General features: G+C 57.3%; 14 protein-coding genes. 7 read left to right on the forward strand and 7 right to left on the reverse strand.

The window, feature by feature from the left end; all coding sequences use genetic code 11:
- Window positions 1–63: 63 nt before the first annotated feature.
- Together GPM19_RS13645 and gmtY are read right to left on the reverse strand one after the other, a co-directional pair.
- Complete coding sequence (locus GPM19_RS13645; protein ID WP_160419575.1) at window positions 64–1,026, reverse strand: VPA1269 family protein; 963 nt, start codon at window positions 1,024–1,026, stop codon at window positions 64–66.
- Between the two features lie 2 nt (window positions 1,027–1,028).
- Entirely contained in the window at window positions 1,029–2,492 is a 1,464-nt protein-coding gene (gmtY, locus tag GPM19_RS13650) for a gamma-mobile-trio recombinase GmtY (RefSeq protein ID WP_160419576.1), read from the reverse strand.
- A gap of 286 nt (window positions 2,493–2,778) precedes the next feature.
- Between gmtY and cfa the strand changes: the two genes are divergently transcribed.
- Window positions 2,779–3,906 carry a cyclopropane fatty acyl phospholipid synthase gene (cfa, locus tag GPM19_RS13655; RefSeq protein ID WP_160419635.1) on the forward strand — a complete coding sequence of 376 codons (1,128 nt, stop codon included), beginning with the start codon at window positions 2,779–2,781 and terminating at the stop codon, window positions 3,904–3,906.
- Between the two features lie 95 nt (window positions 3,907–4,001).
- Entirely contained in the window at window positions 4,002–4,856 is an 855-nt protein-coding gene (locus GPM19_RS13660) for a universal stress protein (protein WP_160419577.1), read from the forward strand.
- 38 nt (window positions 4,857–4,894) lie between these two features.
- On the opposite strand, the gene GPM19_RS13665 is transcribed toward GPM19_RS13660, so the two are convergent.
- The 5 genes from GPM19_RS13665 to GPM19_RS13685 are packed head-to-tail and all read right to left on the reverse strand — an operon-like array spanning window position 4,895 to window position 12,761.
- Window positions 4,895–6,097, reverse strand: a complete 1,203-nt coding sequence (locus tag GPM19_RS13665; RefSeq protein WP_160419578.1) for an MFS transporter — start codon at window positions 6,095–6,097, stop codon at window positions 4,895–4,897.
- Between the two features lie 4 nt (window positions 6,098–6,101).
- Window positions 6,102–6,962: a MurR/RpiR family transcriptional regulator gene (locus tag GPM19_RS13670; RefSeq protein WP_160419579.1), complete on the reverse strand. Its 861-nt coding sequence runs from the start codon at window positions 6,960–6,962 to the stop codon at window positions 6,102–6,104.
- Window positions 6,943–8,718, reverse strand: coding sequence for a putative bifunctional diguanylate cyclase/phosphodiesterase (locus GPM19_RS13675; protein WP_160419580.1), 1,776 nt, complete (start codon window positions 8,716–8,718; stop codon window positions 6,943–6,945). The genes GPM19_RS13670 and GPM19_RS13675 overlap by 20 nt, the downstream gene beginning before the upstream one ends.
- The gene (locus tag GPM19_RS13680) at window positions 8,715–11,375 is read right to left on the reverse strand and encodes a hybrid sensor histidine kinase/response regulator (RefSeq protein ID WP_160419581.1); all 2,661 of its coding nucleotides are present in this window, start codon (window positions 11,373–11,375) and stop codon (window positions 8,715–8,717) included. Before GPM19_RS13680 ends, GPM19_RS13675 begins: the two co-directional genes overlap by 4 nt.
- Window positions 11,376–11,405: 30 nt before the next feature.
- Window positions 11,406–12,761: an aldehyde dehydrogenase family protein gene (locus GPM19_RS13685; RefSeq protein ID WP_160419582.1), complete on the reverse strand. Its 1,356-nt coding sequence runs from the start codon at window positions 12,759–12,761 to the stop codon at window positions 11,406–11,408.
- Between the two features lie 89 nt (window positions 12,762–12,850).
- On the opposite strand from GPM19_RS13685, the gene GPM19_RS13690 reads away from it, so the two are divergent.
- From GPM19_RS13690 to truD, 5 genes are all read left to right on the forward strand, one after another.
- The gene (locus GPM19_RS13690) at window positions 12,851–13,996 is read left to right on the forward strand and encodes a GNAT family N-acetyltransferase (RefSeq protein WP_160419583.1); all 1,146 of its coding nucleotides are present in this window, start codon (window positions 12,851–12,853) and stop codon (window positions 13,994–13,996) included.
- A gap of 88 nt (window positions 13,997–14,084) precedes the next feature.
- Window positions 14,085–14,429: a cell division protein FtsB gene (gene ftsB / locus GPM19_RS13695; RefSeq protein ID WP_160419584.1), complete on the forward strand. Its 345-nt coding sequence runs from the start codon at window positions 14,085–14,087 to the stop codon at window positions 14,427–14,429.
- A gap of 13 nt (window positions 14,430–14,442) precedes the next feature.
- Window positions 14,443–15,138 (forward strand): 2-C-methyl-D-erythritol 4-phosphate cytidylyltransferase, encoded by a 696-nt coding sequence (gene ispD, locus GPM19_RS13700; RefSeq protein WP_160419585.1) that lies wholly within the window; start codon window positions 14,443–14,445, stop codon window positions 15,136–15,138.
- Entirely contained in the window at window positions 15,138–15,632 is a 495-nt protein-coding gene (ispF, locus tag GPM19_RS13705; RefSeq protein WP_160419636.1) for a 2-C-methyl-D-erythritol 2,4-cyclodiphosphate synthase, read from the forward strand. Before ispD ends, ispF begins: the two co-directional genes overlap by 1 nt.
- Window positions 15,629–16,708 (forward strand): tRNA pseudouridine(13) synthase TruD, encoded by a 1,080-nt coding sequence (gene truD / locus GPM19_RS13710; protein ID WP_160419586.1) that lies wholly within the window; start codon window positions 15,629–15,631, stop codon window positions 16,706–16,708. The genes ispF and truD overlap by 4 nt, the downstream gene beginning before the upstream one ends.
- The last annotated feature ends 13 nt before the right edge of the window (window positions 16,709–16,721 follow it).

Here is a 16,721-nt window from a genome sequence, read left to right on the forward strand (position 1 = left end):
TTTCTGATTCATGACACACCTCTATTGGCAGGAGATTTTACCTGCGCCTGTGTGTCCGGGAAACTATAGCCACTTCATGGAGATATAGAGCCCGGTGGAAAAACGTTCACTCATTGAGTCATAAATGCGTCTGAACACACCTTTCTGGTATGGGCGTTTAGAGGAGCCGTACTTGAACGCATGCTGCGTGTTTTCGCTCCATTGACCTTGTTCATAACGCCACGTATCACCTTCCCCCGAATCAAGAAATCGCACCTGAAAGGAGCGCAGGGGGAGATGGAGCTTGGTGAACATAAACATCGCTATTGCGGGCGACCAGATCTCATGGATCTCAACTTGCTTATTGTTTCTTCCCAAAGTTCGAGTGCGAGCAATGCAATCCGGATCGCTGGGGTCAATCCGCTCTGGAGGAACCTCCATCCAAGCCGTGTTGCCGCTCTGAAGATGGTTGATCGCCCACTGCCAGTCCCGAAAATGACGGCCCACCCACGGCGTTTTGTTGCTGGAGTCCTTGGTTGGATACGGGCAGAGAATTTGCCTGAGTTGCTGGATATACCGATAAGGTAAAGGGCTGTGGACGGTCTCGGTATTCGTCGATTTGGATTGCTTAATTTTCTCAAATGGATTCCTGAACAGAGGCAGTGAAGCCCCGTCATCACCTTCGACGCTAAGATGGTACTTGAGGATGTGATCGCATAGTAACTTGATATAAGAAATGTATTTATGGTTGGAATCGTTTGCTCCACCTGCAAGCAGATAGTCATTGAACTCTTCGCTGGACACCTTGTGGCCACCGGGATGGCCCTTGAACATCATTGCTACATCAACGGCGTAGGGGGCCTTTGACTTTAGGTAATATAAAAAGTGTTTTAAGCTATTCAGACGGTTAGCTATACCTGCGTCCTGGCTCGCGAGCCATTCGGCAGCGTACTGCTGCCATTGAAGCCATTCTGAACCCATTTCCCGAGTAACCCATCCCAACGTCAGGTCGGTGGTGTATCCTTTACCGATTATCTTTTTTGCCATTGTTATCGCTTCCCTAAACGTGGGTTTTTGCCCGTGAAGTGGCCGTTTGGATCGATATCGTCGAAGCCGTGTTCTACCAGCGTCTTCCAATCGAAAGATTCGGCGGTCTTTTCATCCGACCCCAGTTGAAGTTGGTTCGATGCTTGGGAAAGCGCTTGTGAGACCTTGGTGTTGGATGGCAGGGTGTAAACTACCTGCGAGTCCAAACTTTTATGATGCAAGCACTTTTTGAGTATGAGTGGCTTGACTTCGGCATCACTTAACCTGCGACCATAGTTATGGCGATGGCCATGGGGGTCCAAGCCTTCAGCCTTATTCGGTTCCAGACCAATTTTCCTCAGTCCTGCCGCATAACTTTGGTTGAAGGCGTTGAAGGTATAGGGATTCCCTAAATACCGGGGATCGAAATTGATGAAAGCGTATGGGTGGTGGCACTCCACGGATGCCCGGTAAATCAGATATTGTCGCCACAGGGACATGAAGACCCGCGCAAACTCCGGCGGGAAGAAATATGCCTCCAGGTAGCCGTCCCTGTGATCAGCCACCTTAGACTTCCACCCGAGATGCTGGGTGCTCTGCATTTCCTGCCGTGGCGAACGCGCATACTTTTCTTGCAGGTAGGCCTTCCGAGTCTTAATTCCTCTCCGGGTTTTCCAGCCTTCAGGCGCTACACCTTCTACCTCGTTATAAATCCTCACAATTGCCCGATCAGGGTCGTCGGGGTCTTCAAATACGTCCGTGACCCACAGCAGCAGTGCCTCGCTGCGCCTGAATCCAGCTCCATGAAGAAGGAGCAATATGAGCTTGTTTCGCAGAGCCACTCGGGGATCTTTTGCGTCACCCAAACCGTTGAGGTAAAAGTCTTCGAATTTGCTAGTAGGGAAGGCGATAGCGTCATCTTCCGTTTTCGCCAAAGGCGTTCTGCCTTTTATGTTGCGGGCTCTTTTTACTGTGGCATTGATCGATTTGTCTTGGATGTGTCCCAGAAAATCGTTCTGATTCCGCCTAAACCAGGCGGCATGCTGGATGCGCTCCTCATGCCGAGTGGCCGTTCGTAGGGTGTTTAATGGTTTTCCCAGGCCTTTTTCTAGTATCCAGTCGGTGAAATTCGTCAGGTGGCTGATGTGTCGAGCTACCGTGCCGGTGGTTGCCGGTATCCAAAAAAGTCCAGAAGGGTCCAGCCCATTCTCGCCTACTGTCCCGCTGTAGAGTCTTTTAACAAAAACCGAGAACATCTCTTCAGAATTTTCGAACATGCCTTTGTTGGCATCCATAAACTCAATCAGAAGTATGATCGACTGGATATGCTTATTGATCGTTGAAAGCGAGATGCCATTGAGGTGGAGGCTAAGCACGTAATCTGTGACGGATTCCAAAACACCTTCGTCGGTCAAAATGACCGGGATATCGGTAGTCACTCCGCTGTTATCCTGTGCGATCTTGGCACTCACTTTCGTAGCAAACATACCTTTTCCTTACATTAATTACACACATTACACTATATGCCAACAACAACATCAAGCAAAAAAAACCTCCTGAAAAGGAGGTTTCTATCAAAATTACACAGTTTTAGGCACTATACGTACTTTACAGGGCGGTTTTTGTTTCTGCGGCTATCCTGTCTAGTAGCCCATCAATAACCAATCGTGTATTTCCCCACAAGGTGAACATCATCCGATAACCCGCTTAACGAGGTGCCACATGGAAAGTCTGGATAGAAACGTTATCCCCTCTGCTGTCGAGCCTCCTCCCATGCTTGACCCCGCCAATAGCTCTCACCAACTGGTAAAGCAATTGCTCGCGCACGCAGGGATTCATATCAATGGAAATGAGCCTTGGGACATACAGCTGCATAACGGTGATGTAATCGAACGGGCTCTGGCCAAGGGTAATCTGGGGTTGGGGGAGGCATATATGGAAGGGCAATGGGATGCCCAGGCGCTGGACCAGTTTTTTTATCACTTGCTGCGCGCCAGAATTCCCGCCCAGGTGAGTCATCGTAAGTTGATCGGTCATGCATTGCGTGCTCGGCTGTTCAATCTGCAAAGTGTCAAGCGTGCCTGGGAAGTGGGCGAGGCCCATTATGACTTGGGTAACGACTTCTATGCCGCGATGCTCGATTCACGCATGACCTACACCTGCGGGTATTGGGACAAGGCAAAGACCCTGGAGCAGGCGCAGGAGGACAAACTGGATCTCATTTGCCGCAAGCTTGAGCTTGAACCGGGCATGAAAGTGCTGGATATCGGCTGTGGCTGGGGTAGTTTCATGGCCTATGCCGCCGAGAATTACGGTGTGGAGTGTGTCGGCGTGACCATCTCACGGGAGCAAGCCGAATACGGTAAGGCATTGATGAAAAACGGGCTGCCGGTGGAATTCTGTTTTAAGGATTATCGGGAAATCGAGGGGCAGTTCGACCGCATTGTAAGTATCGGCATGTTCGAACACGTCGGGTTCAAGAATTACCGTTGTTACATGGAAGTCGCCAACCGATGCTTGAAAGACAATGGTCTGTTCCTGTTGCACACCATTGGCAAAAACAGGCACAGGACAATGCCCGACCCCTGGATCGATAAATATATCTTTCCCAATGGGGGGCTGCCTTCTCTTCCACAGATGACCCACGCCATGGATGAATTGTTCGTGATCGAGGATCTGCATAATTTCGGCGCCGATTACGACCACACGCTAATGGCCTGGCACGATAATTTCGTCGAGCACTGGCCACGCTTTCGTGAACGCTACGGGGATATGTTCTTTAGAATGTGGCGCTATTACCTCTTGAGCTGTGCCGGTGCCTTCCGCGCACGCGAACTTCATCTATGGCAATGGGTATTGAGTAAGCAGGGGGTGGTCGGTGGATATCGGCGAGTGAGCTAATAGTGTAAAAAGAAAGGGTCACAACAATTTGTCATTAACAACGATGTGCCATTAATAATAACTCGTCGTTGCACCCTTTCTAGGAGTCTTGTGTTATGTCCGATCAGGTCTTGGCTGCCATCGATGGTTCCCCGTATGCCGAAGGGGTGTGTGATTACGCCGCTTGGGCCTGCTTGGCACTTGAAGCCCCCCTGACGTTTATCCATGTAGTGGACAACCATCCGCAGATTTCCGAACCGGACTTGTCGGGAAACGTGGGGTTGGGCACCCGTGAGCATCTGCTGGAAAAGCTTTCAGAACTGGAGGAACAACGCGCCAAGGTCACCCGCGAACAGGGCCGCTTGATGCTGGATGCCGCCAAGACCCGCGCCATCGAGAAAGGGGTGGCCGACCCTGGCATCCGCCAGCGTAACGACACCCTGGTGGAAGCCTTGGTCGAGTTGCAGGGCGGGGTTCGCTTACTGGTGATGGGCAAGCGCGGTGAAACGGCGCATCAGGCCAGTGAGCATCTGGGCTCGAACCTCGAGCGCGTGGTCCGGGAGATGCACCGGCCGATACTGATGGTGCCGCGTCACTATAAGCATCCGGAAAACGTGATGATGGCCTTCGATGGCAGCAAGACGGCGCGCAAGGGCGTGGAAATGCTGGCCAAGAGCCCGCTGTTTGCCGGTACGGTTTGTCATGTGGTGATCGTCGGGGCGGAAACCGCGGAAAATCGCTCTCAACTGGAATGGGCACTGGCTGTGTTGCGCGAAGCCGGCCATGAGGCCGAAGGTGCCATCAAGGCCGGTGACGTGGAAGCCACGTTGCGAGAGTACCAACAGCAACATGCCATCGATATGCTGATAATGGGGGCTTATGGCCACTCACGCATTCGCCATCTTCTGGTCGGCAGCACTACCACCACCATGCTGCGCAACGCCTCGGTACCCGTGCTGATTCTACGTTAAACACCCGTCTATGCTCGCTTGTGTTAACTCGCTATTCGTCAGCTCTTCTCGCTATTCGCCTGATTGGCGGTGTGCAACACGCCTTGGGCCAGGCACCACGCCAGAACGATAAACCCCAGCATGCCCATCAGAATTATCTGAAAAGACAGGCCCGCGTCCAGCGCGATACCCAACATGGCGGGGGCGATGCCGGTGGAAAATACCATCGAGGCACTCAAGGCCGAGCGTACTCTGCCTAGATGTTCGCTTCCCCATAGCTTGATCAAAAGCCCGGTGGCGACCAGCTCCTGAGCGCCCATTGCCAGGCCGCCGCCGACCATCAAGGCCCATACGCTGATATCTCCACCGAGGATCAGCGCAATGCCCATGGCCAAGGCATAAGGCAACAGATAAAAGCGTGCCAGACGCACCGGGCCGATGTGATCGATCCAGCGCCCTCCAAGCAGGGCACCGGGAAGCTTTGCCAGTCCCATGCCGCTCAATGCCAGCGCATAGACGGCCAGGGAGCTTCCCAGCGCCGTGGTCATTTGGGCCTGGTAGATAAACAGGCCCGTCATGGTGACGGGAAGCGACATGAGTAACGGCAACAGACACCAGAAATTCTTGTCCCTGAACGGTTGGGGGCCGTGTCGGCGTTGCGCGCGCGAAGGCTTGGCACCCGGCGCCTTGGGCCAGGGCGTCTTGGCTAACAGCCACAGCCAGGGAATTGCCAGCAATACGCACATCAACCACCAGAACTCACGCCAGCCAAGCCACACCAGCGCCAGGGCGGCCAGAGGTGGCAGGGCGATTTCTCCCAGAGGTAACCCCAGGCTGATCAATCCCATGGCGCGACCACGCAACGCGGTGAACTCGCGCCCGGCGAGGGTGTTGCCCAAATGAGTGAGCATGCCTTGGCCGCACATCCGCACCAATCCCAGGCCCAGGATTCCCAGCCCCCACCAGGGAGCCAGGGTGAGAAGCAGTATCCCGACCAGCAGCAATAACAGCACGGTAGCGGCAAAGCGGCGCGGATTGATCCAGTCGATGCTGGGGCCGAAACGCAACATGGCAAAGCCGGCCACCAAGGTCACCGAGGCATAGGCGGTACCGAACTGGCCGGTGCTCAGCCCCAGGTGCTCGGCTATGGGAACTTGGAACAAACCCACAAAGAAACTTTGCCCCAGGCTTGAACTGAACATGGCCAGAAAGGCGATGCCCAGAAGTCCACGATGGTGGCGCAGCAAGGTCCGATACCCCATGGCGTCAGGCTCCACCGGCAGGGGGGAAGCGTGTTTCGCGCAAGCTGTCCTTGATCTTTTTAAGGTGGGGCAGGAAATCCTCGCCACGACGCAGGGTAACGCCGGTGGCCAGCACATCGATCAACGTCAGTTGAATCATGCGTGAGGTCATCGGCATGTAATGATCGGTATCTTCCGGCGTGGAAACCTCCACCGTGGCGGTGCATTCATTACTCAGCGGGGAATCCGGTGCGGTGATCCCGAGCACCACGGCACCGGCTTCACGCGCCACCCGGGCGATATCCACCAGCTCACGGGTACGCCCGGTGTAGGAAATCACCACCACCACATCGCCGGTATGACAAGCCGCCGCGATCATCCGCTGCATCAATACATCCACGTAAGCCATGACCGGCAAGTTGAAGCGGAAAAACTTGTGCTGAGCGTCCTGCGCCACGGCGCCGGACGCCCCCAGGCCGAAAAAATGGATCTGCTTGGCCTGGGTCAGGTAATCCACCATGCGTTTGATGGCTTCCATGTCGATTTCCCGACGGGCCTCATCCAGGGCGGCGATGGTGGCACCAAAGATTTTCTGGGTATATTGCGCGGCGTTGTCATCGGGTTCGACCGCACGTGTCACGTAAGGCGTGCCGCCCGCCAGGCTCTGGGCCAGCTTGATCTTGAAATCCGGATACCCCTTGGCGCCGAAGTTGCGGCAGAAACGATTGACGGTGGGCTCACTGATACCGGCTGCATGGGCCAGGCTGGCAATGCTCATGGTGGTGGCGGTGGTGGGGTCGTCGAGAATGACGTTGGCCACCTTGCGCTCGGAGCGATTGAGTTCTTCCAGGCGTTGGCGTAAGCGGTCAAGCAGGTCGTGGGCCATCAAGGCTCTCCGTGACAGAAATTATACGTTCGGCCTGCCAGGTATCGCACCAGGCGACAAACTCCTCGGCAGGCAATGGGCGGGAATAAAGAAACCCTTGGCCGATCTCGCATCCCATCCCGAGCAACAAGTCGGCCTGGGCGTCTTCTTCGATACCTTCCGCCACCACTTCGCAGTTGTACCCGTGCGCCAGTTGGGTGATGACTTCGGCAAGGCGTCGGTCGGCAGGGCTTTTTTCCAGGTCCATGACAAAGGCGCGGTCGATCTTGAGCGTCGAGACCGGTAGGGTCTTGAGATAGGCCAGTGACGAATGCCCGGTACCGAAGTCATCGATTGCCACCGCAATGCCGGCCTCTGCGAGCTTGGCGAGCTGCTGGCGTGCATGATTGATATCGCTCATCAAGCCTGACTCGGTAACCTCCAGGGAAATGAAGCGAGCGGGCAGCCGGTATCGCTCCAGCCGCTGCAAGACCTGGTCGGCAAAATCCTTGCGAGACAGCTGGCGTGCCGCCACGTTGACCGCAATATTGAATTCACCGTCGAGCACACCGTCTCGGCGCCAGGCCACGGCTTGGCTCATGGCGTTCTCCAGCACCCAGTTGCCGATCGCCAGGATGTCGCCGCTGGCTTCGGTCAGCGGAATGAAAACCCCCGGTGAAATTTGTCCCAGTTCGGGGTGCTCCCAGCGTAACAGGGCTTCCGCCCCGATGACCCGCTTGCTGTTGAGCGTAAGCTTGGGTTGAAAGACCAGTGAAAGCTCGTTTCGCTCGGCGGCGTGGCGAATCGCCTGTTGCAGGTGAAGGTGTCGGCGCTGTCGGGCTTCCAGGTTTTCGCTATGGCACTGCACCCTTATGTGGGGGCTATTGGGCAATGACAGGGCTGCCATTTGCACCAGACGTTCGCTGTCGAAGATACCTTCGGCAGCGCTGATACCGATGCGCGCACCGAGGGGTAATAAAAAACCCTCGACTTCCTGATCATGGTCAAAGCAGCTCAATAGCTGTGCCGCCAAGGCAGGCAATTCCCCTTGGATGGAAGAAGGGGAAATCACCAACAGCTCACTGCCGCCCCAGATGCCCAGAACATGCCGTTTATCCAGTGTCTCTTGGAGCCTTTTTCCCAGGTGATGCAACAATTTTTCGGCTATTGGATAGCCGTGCAGCCGAATGACGTCGTCATAGCCGTCCAATGCCAGAAACAGGACGCCGGCCCCGGTATTCGCCAAGCGGATTTCATTTAGTTTCCGGTTCAAGCCATGCCGATTGGGCAACTCTGTAATGGGGTCGGTACGGGTTTGTTCATCGAGTGCCTGGGTGCGTTTGGCCACGATATGTTCCAGGGTTTCGGCCTGTTGGTCACGCTCGTGATAGCGATTTTCGATTCGCAGGGTATTGCGAATGCGCTGAAGGACTTCGTCGTGCTGGAAAGGCTTGGTCAAGAAATCCCTTACGCCCATCTCCAGGGCACGGCGTCGGGTACTGTGGTCGATCTGCGCGGTAAGCACGATCACCGGCGGTGTCTGGCTGCAAAAGCGTTGCTGCAGCTGTTCGATCACCATGTAGCCGTCCAGATGCGGCATGCGGATATCCAGCAGGATCAGTGCCGGCAGTTGTCTCTCGCAATGCGCCAGTACTTGGCGTGGGTCACTCAGGCCGGTGACATTTTCGAAGCCGTGATCATCCAGCAGGTCGAGCATCAGCTCGACATTGACTGGGTTGTCGTCCACCACCAATAGATGCTTTTGAATGAAGTTCATGTGGCTTTTCCCGGTACGCCGCTTTTCTTGAGCTGTTCTGTATCGAAGACTGTTTCTAGCGGGGTATGCAACAAGCTCGATAAGGTCTTGAGTAGCGCCACGATATCGATCGGTTTGGTCAAGTAGGCGTCAAACCCCGCCTCCAGGCCGTGTTTGATATCGGAAGGCATGGCATTGGCGGAAAGGGCGATGACATGCAAGGGGCGCAAGGTGGCATCGCGGCGAATCTGGGCCAAGGCTTGATAGCCATCCATCCCCGGCAGGTGGATGTCCATGATCACCAAGGCGGGAGGCTGAGCGCGAATCAGGTCGAGTCCGATCTCCGCACTGGGAACGGTGCATAGCGACAGCGTTTCCAGGTCTTCGAAAATATCTTCCATGAGGCGCTGATTGGCTGGATTGTCCTCAATATACAGAATCTGGCGCCGGTCGAAGGCATGCGCCTGTTGCGTCGCCTGGCTGACCTCGGCCTCGCTATCCGCATTGGACTTGAGGGGAAGGGCCGCGACTTTCGGCAGAGTGAACCAAAAGGTAGTGCCTTCCCCGAGGGTGCTTTCGACCCCCAGGTCGCCTCCCATCCGCTCGACCAGCTGGTGAGTAATAGCCAGACCGATACCCGTGCCTTCCACCTTGCCGTGTTCGGCATCCAGACGGTTGAAGGGTTCGAACAACTCGGGATGCCGTTCAAGGGGAATGCCCGGCCCGGTGTCGGTGACCCTTATCTGGCGCTTTTCGGGATGATACGTGACTCGCACTTCACCCTGTTCGCGGTTGTACTTGATGGCATTGGAAATCAGGTTCAGCAGTATCTGCTTGGTACGGGTGTAATCGGCCTTGACGTGCAGGTTTGAAGCAGGCGAGTGCCGATAAAGTCTAATGCCGGCGGCTTCAGCAGTGCCGTCAAGCGTGGTGCAGGCGTCCTCGAACACGCTGGCAAGATTGATCGACTCGAGTGAAAGTGCCAAATGACCGGCTTCTATCTTGGCCAGGTCGAGGACTTCGTTGATCAAGGCCAACAGGTGTCGGCCGCTTTTCTCGATCTGATTGACCTGGCGCTGTTGCTTATGGTCGAGCGGATAGCGCTTGCTGCTGGTGAGTAGCTGGGCGAACCCGAGAATCGCATTCAAGGGGGTGCGCAACTCATGGCTCATCGATGATAGAAACTCACTTTTGGCCTGATTGGCTTTTTCCGCCTGATCGCGCGCCTTGGACAATGCCGAGGTGACCATCTCGCGTTCTGCCATCTGCCGATACAGATTGAGCAACAAGGCACAGGTGTCGGTAAAGGGCTGTAGCCACTCGATCAATGCTTGGTCGAGTGGCTTGCTGCTGTTGGCGATCGCAAACATGCCGATCACTCGGCCTTCGCTATAGATGGGCACGCCCAAGTAGTTGCTCAAGGGCGCATGGCCGGGATGAAACCTGAGAGGGTTGCCGTGCTTGTCGACAGCCTCGTTCACCACGACCCTTCCCTGAGTAAATACCCGGCCCAGCAGGGAGTCGGGGTCACTCAGGATCATCTTGCCGTTGCGTGGTTGTGGCGTCAGCAGGGTGGAATCGTCGATCAATGAAACATCGGTAATGGCATGAATCTTCAGCGAGGACGTTTTCGCCGTGGTGAGCACTTCACCGATCAGCGAATATTGGCTATCGGTCAGTTCGCGCAGTGCCTCCATGAGGAAATCCCACAGCTTCTCACTGGACATCAGGGCTTGGTAATCGGTAATCCCTTGATGCAATACCTTCAACAGTATTTGCTCTTGCTGGATGCGCTGGTTGGCTAAATGAAGGTGAGTAAGGTCGGTCAATACCCCGATAAATTCGCTCACCTGGCCGTCATTGTCGTGAATGGCATTGACGGCCAGATGAGCCGGCACTCTATGGCCACGCTTATGCAGCGCCTCGATGTCTCGCCCGCGGCCGATAATTCGCGGCGTCCCTCCCGCCAGGTAATGCTGCAAGTAGCTATCGTGAGTGCTGGCAATGTCGGGTGGTGTGAGCATGGTTACGTTTTTCCCCCAGACTTCGTGATGCTGATAACCCAGCATCTCCAGAGCGAAAGGATTGATGGCCTGAATGATACCGGCCCGATCGATACGCACGATGCCGGTAGCGCTTCCGCTGAAAAGCGCCTCATAGCGTAGCGTGGTTTGGGTAAAGTGTTGGCGCAGCTGGTGCTGACGCAGCAGTTCTTCGGCTTGCCCGGCCAAGCCTTTCAGCAACAGCTGCTGATGGGCATCGAAATCACGCGGTCGTGTATCAAGCAGGCAGAGAGTGCCCACCGGCTGATCGTCCAGTGGGCGTAAAGGGTAACCGGCATAGAAACGAATATAAGGCGACCCACTGACCAGGGGGTTGTCGGCAAAGCGTGAGTCCTGGTGGGTATCGCCAACCACCAGCATGGCGTCAAACGCTACCGCATGAGCGCAAAACGAAATATCACGTTGTGTCTGATAGGTCTCCAACCCTTGATGTGACTTGAACCATTGACGGTCGTTGTCGACCAGAGACACTAATGCCATCGGCATGTCAAACAAATCGCGCGCCAACTGTACAAGGTGTTCGAAACCTTTTTCGGCGGGAGTGTCGAGAATTTGTAAGGCATGCAGAGACGCGAGGCGAAGGTTCTCGTCTTGCGGAATGTCAGGGGGCTGCATGGAAACTCCATCTTGGCAATGTCAAAGCGCTCAATAGCCCAATAATTTAAGCAGCCAGCGCCGGTAGGGTGGCCGTATCAGGCGAGTCGTCGGGTGCTTGGATTGATACATCAGGCCACGTAAGTGGCTGAAACGCTCAAAGCCGTGGCGACCGTGATAAGCGCCCATGCCACTTTCGCCTACCCCGCCGAAGGGCAGCTGGGGAATGGCGTGATGCAGTAGCGTCTCATTGAATACCAGGGCGCCGGAGCGAGTGTGATGGGCAAGCTCTCGCTGAGTGGCCTTGTCATGCGTGAAAGCGTACAGCGCCAGTGGCTGGGGGCGTGCATTGATGAAACTTGTCGCCGCCGGGATATCCTTGACGCCGATAATCGGCAACCAGGGCCCGAAAATTTCTTGCTGCATTATTTCGAGGGACTGATGAGGATCGACTATCAGTGTGGGTGCCGAGTCGCCGAACTCAATCACGCGGCAGCCGTGATCGCAGGCCTCGTCGAGCATGCGCCTCAGACGCTGCTGATGGCCGGGATTGATGATAGCGGTGGCGTCGCGTGAATTATGGCTGCGCTGATGCTCGATGGCGCGGCTCATGGCCTTGATGAAGTCCGTGAGACGACGGCTTTCCACCAGAACGTAATCCGGCGCAATGCAGGTCTGGCCGTGATTGAATCCCTTGCCGAAGGTGATCGCTGAAGCCGCCTGGTCGAGGTCGGCATCCGCGCCGATTACCGCCGGTGATTTGCCGCCCAGTTCCAGGGTGACCTGGGTGAGATTCTCGGCGGCGGCCTTGGCTACCTGTCGGCCTACGGTAGTCGAGCCGGTAAATACCAGATGATCGAAAGGCAAGGCGCTGAAGTGTCGGGAAAGCTCCGCGTCCCCCTCGACCACGCAGAGCTCATCGGCAGAAAAATATTGGGGTATCAGCTGCGCCAGGAGGGTGCTGGTATGCGGGGTGTGTTCACTGGGCTTGAGCATTACCCGGTTCCCGGCGGCCAAGGCATCGACGGCCGGCAGCAAGGCCAGGCTCCAAGGGTAATTCCAGGGAGAGATGATGCCGACCACGCCCAAGGGCTGGGGCATGATGCGCGCCTTGGCAGGCAACAGCCGCCAGGGTACGCTCACCCGGCGAGGCCGCATCCAGCGCCGCAGATGCCAGCGAGCGTGGCGCACGGCATCCACAACGGCGCTGATTTCCGCCAGACGGATCTCCGCCTCGCTGCGTTGGCCGAAGTCAGTCTGAATGGCTTGAATGATGGCCTGCCGATGATGACGTGTCATCCTGGCGAGACGCGACAGACGTGCGCGGCGAGTCGCCAGGCCGGGGTAGCGCTCCAGGTCGGCCGCATTGCGCTGAATGGTAAACCACTCGTCTAGTTTCCCTGTCATGACCGTTCCCTGTTCTTGAAACCCGATTTTTGAAACTTGTGTACAGTGACGAGGCGGTATCTACCGTTTGAACATTCACCGGAGGTGTCATGCAGCCACTGTCATTGTCTATTGTACCTGCCATTGAGGCCGTGACGGCAAGCCAATGGAATGCGCTGGTGGGCGCCGACCAGCCTTTCATGCGTCATGAATTCCTGCACGCCCTGGAAGCCAGCGGCAGTGTGAGTGCCGCCACGGGGTGGGGGCCTTGCCATCTTACCCTATGGCAGGGCGGCAATCTGGTAGGGGCGATGCCGCTGTATCGTAAATACCATTCCTATGGAGAATATGTGTTCGACTGGGGCTGGGCCGATGCTCTGGAGCGCGCCGGTGGTCAGTATTATCCCAAGGGACTCAGCGCGGTGCCCTTCACCCCGGTGCCCGGTGCCCGCACCTTGTTGGCAGCGCATATCGACCCCTTGGCCGCCCGGCGCCTGTTGGCCCAGGGCTGGCAGGAGGCCTGCGATCAGGACTCGCTTTCCGGTTGGCACCTGCTGTTTGCGGATGACGATGATGTCGAAGCCTGGCAAAAGGTTTGCCCGGCGTTGATCGTTCGCCATGGCGTGCAATTTCAATGGCGCGATGAGCAATACGGCGATTTCGACGGCTTTCTGGCGCGGATGACCTCAAAGCGGCGCAAGGCGATTCGCCGCGAGCGGCGTCTGGTGGCCGAGCAGGGCCTGGAGCTTGTGCGCCTCGAAGGGGAAGGCATCACCGCCGAAGCGATGGCTCACTTCTATCGTTGTTATACGATCACTTATCATGAGCGTGGCCGCCCGCCGTATCTTAACCGGGAGTTTTTCGAACGGCTGCGGCATAGCCTGCCAGACTCGCTACTGCTGGTGCAGGCCCGCCTGGAAGGCAAGCCGGTGGCGACGGCCTTGTATCTGCAGGGGGCACAGAGTCTTTACGGGCGTTATTGGGGCAGCGAAATCGTCGCTGACAGCCTGCATTTCGAGGCTTGCTACTATCAAGGGATCGAGCATTGCCTGGCGCGCGGCTTGACGTTATTCGACCCGGGCACTCAAGGCGAACATAAACTGATTCGAGGTTTCGCGCCGCGCCGTTTGCGTTCCTTGCACTATCTGGCGCATCCGGGGCTTTCGACGGCGGTGGCAAGATTTTGTGCCGAAGAGCGCCGACAGATCGAGGCTTACTGCCAAGCTGCCCAGGAGGCATTGCCGTTCAAGCAATGAATGCCAGGAACGGTTCGCGGCTAGTTCAGGTTGGTGGCATAATGCGCGGCCATCCTCAATCCTCACTATGTGGCGGAGGAACGACATAATGCACAAGTGGCTGGTGATCGCACTGGGAGTGATGCTGGCGCTGCTGCAGTATCGGCTCTGGTTGGGTGAGGGCGGATGGCAGGATCTGCAGATAGTGCGTGAGCGCGTCGCTGTCCTGGAAGCGCATAACCAGCCCCTGCGTGAACGCAATGCCCGCCTGGCCGCCGAAGTTTCCGACCTGAAAAACGGTCTGGATGCCGTCGAGGAGCGTGCCCGCAGTGACATGGGCATGGTGCGCACCGATGAACAGTTTTTCTGGGTGCCCGGTGTTGCGATCGAAAACCAGATGATCGAAATCAACGCCGGCCTGGTCGTGGAACCCGGTCAGAAACTCTTGCCATGAAGGCCCCGGTATCATGAAAAATCCCTTATGGCTGATCGTACCCGCCGCCGGGCAGGGCCGCCGCATGGCCGCCGCCAAACCCAAGCAATACCTTGCGCTGGGTGAAAAGCCGATCATGCGGCATACCCTTGAGCGCCTCCACGCCGCCTTTCCCGAGGCTCATCTTGTGCTGTGTCTTGACCCTGACGACCAGTGGTTCGACCCCGGCTGGGTACCGTTTGTCCGCTGGCAGAGGGTCGACGGGGGCAGCGAGCGCATGGACAGCGTGATGCAGGCACTGGCGGCCATTCCGGCTGAACCTGACGACTTGGTCATGGTGCACGACGTGGCCCGCCCCTGTGTCAGCGTTGCGGACCTCGGCTTGCTGCTGAGCCACATGCAAACGCATCCGGCCGGTGCGCTATTGGCCATGCCGGTGGCGGATACCATGAAGCGTGCCGATGACAGCGGTGCCAGTGGCGCCACCGAGCCGCGCGACGGGCTCTGGCATGCCTTGACGCCGCAGGGCTTTCGCTTCGAATTGCTCTGCCGTGCCCTGGATCAGGCCCGCGCGAATCAACTGACGGTGACCGATGAAGCCTCGGCGGTGGAGGCGCTGGGCCAGTATCCTCGGCTGGTCAGTGGACGGCGCGACAATCTCAAGGTGACCCACCCGGATGACCTGGCCCTGGCGAATGCCATTCTGGCCGCTCAACAGAGGAACTCATGATGCGCATCGGCCACGGCTTTGACGTTCACCGCTTCGGCCCCGGCGATCACCTGATGATCGGTGGGGTGACGATACCCTTCGAACAGAGTTTCGTCGCTCATTCCGACGGCGATGTCTTGCTGCATGCCGTCTGCGACGCCCTGCTCGGCGCCTGCGCCCTGGGCGATATCGGCGTGCATTTTCCCGATACCGATCCGGCCTGGAAGGGTGCCGATAGCCGCGAGCTGCTGCGCCATGTGGTGACGCTGGTGCAAGACCAGGGGCTTGAATTGCTCAACCTGGACGCCACCCTGCTGGCCCAGGCGCCGAAAATGGCGCCGCACATTGCAGCCATGCGTGAAATCATCGCCACGGACCTGGGCGCTACGCTTGAGCAAGTCAACGTCAAGGCGACCACAACCGAGCGCCTGGGTTTTACTGGACGCGGTGAAGGCATCGCCGCCGAGGCCGTGGTACTGCTGGCAAGCAACGCTTCACCGAGAGGTGAATCATGAGAGAAGCCGTCATGGCGCGCTGGCCGCGGGTATTGGATGCAGCCTTCGGTCCTCCGCTTCCCGGCAATTACCGCGCTCGACCGGAAGATTTTCGTGTGGAGGAAACGCTGGATTTCGTCCCCGAAGGGCACGGCGAACATCTGTGGCTGCGCCTGGAAAAACGCAACCAGACCACGCTGGATGTGGTCAGGATATTGGCTCGGCTGTGCGCGGTCGGCCCACGCGATGTGGGGTATTCAGGAATGAAAGACCGGGTAGCGGTCACCCGCCAATGGCTGAGTGTCCATCTGCCGGGCAAGGACGACCCGGAGGCGCTGGAAAGTCAGCTGGCCGAGCTGGGTATTATCCTGCTTGAGCAGGTGCGCCATCCGCGTAAGCTCAAGCGAGGCGTGCATCGTACCAACCGCTTTACGCTGTGCCTGACGGGAGAAGCCGTCGCCGCGCCTGATTTCACCCGGCGCTGGGAGACATTGTGCGAGACGGGGGTGCCCAATTATTTCGGGCCGCAACGTTTCGGGGCGGGGGGGCGCAACCTGCTTCGCGCCCGGGAATTGCTGGCACGTGGCTGGCGCAAGAGCGACGACCGTCAAGGCATGATGCTTTCCACGGCACGCAGTTTCTTGTTCAATGAACTGCTGGGCGCTCGCGTGCAAGCGGGCGACTGGGCGCAGCCGGTGGCGGGTGATGTCGTGATGCTGGACGGCACCCAAAGCATTTTCTGCGTGGATGAGGTGCCGACAGAGTTGCTTGAACGAGCGGCGGCCTTGGACATTCATCCCACCGGGCCGATGTGGGGTACGGGTGAGCTGGCGACACAACAGGCCGGCAGCTATGAGCAGCAGTTGTCACAGACCCATGACGCCTTATGTGAAGGCTTGTGCCAGGCCGGGGTCAAACGTGCCCAGCGAGCATTGCGCATGCGCCTGCTTGAACCCAGCCTGCAAATCGAAGGTGACAGGGTGCAGTTAGCTTTTTCACTGCCCCGGGGCGGCTTTGCCACCGCAGTGCTTGCCGAACTGATCGAGCATCCTGATTTTGCCGGCTTCTCTATTGACCATGCCCGGCCCGACGGCTAGGCCGAACAAGGAG

Source organism: Vreelandella zhuhanensis (genome assembly GCF_009793355.1).
In the GTDB taxonomy this organism is placed as follows: domain Bacteria; phylum Pseudomonadota; class Gammaproteobacteria; order Pseudomonadales; family Halomonadaceae; genus Vreelandella; species Vreelandella zhuhanensis.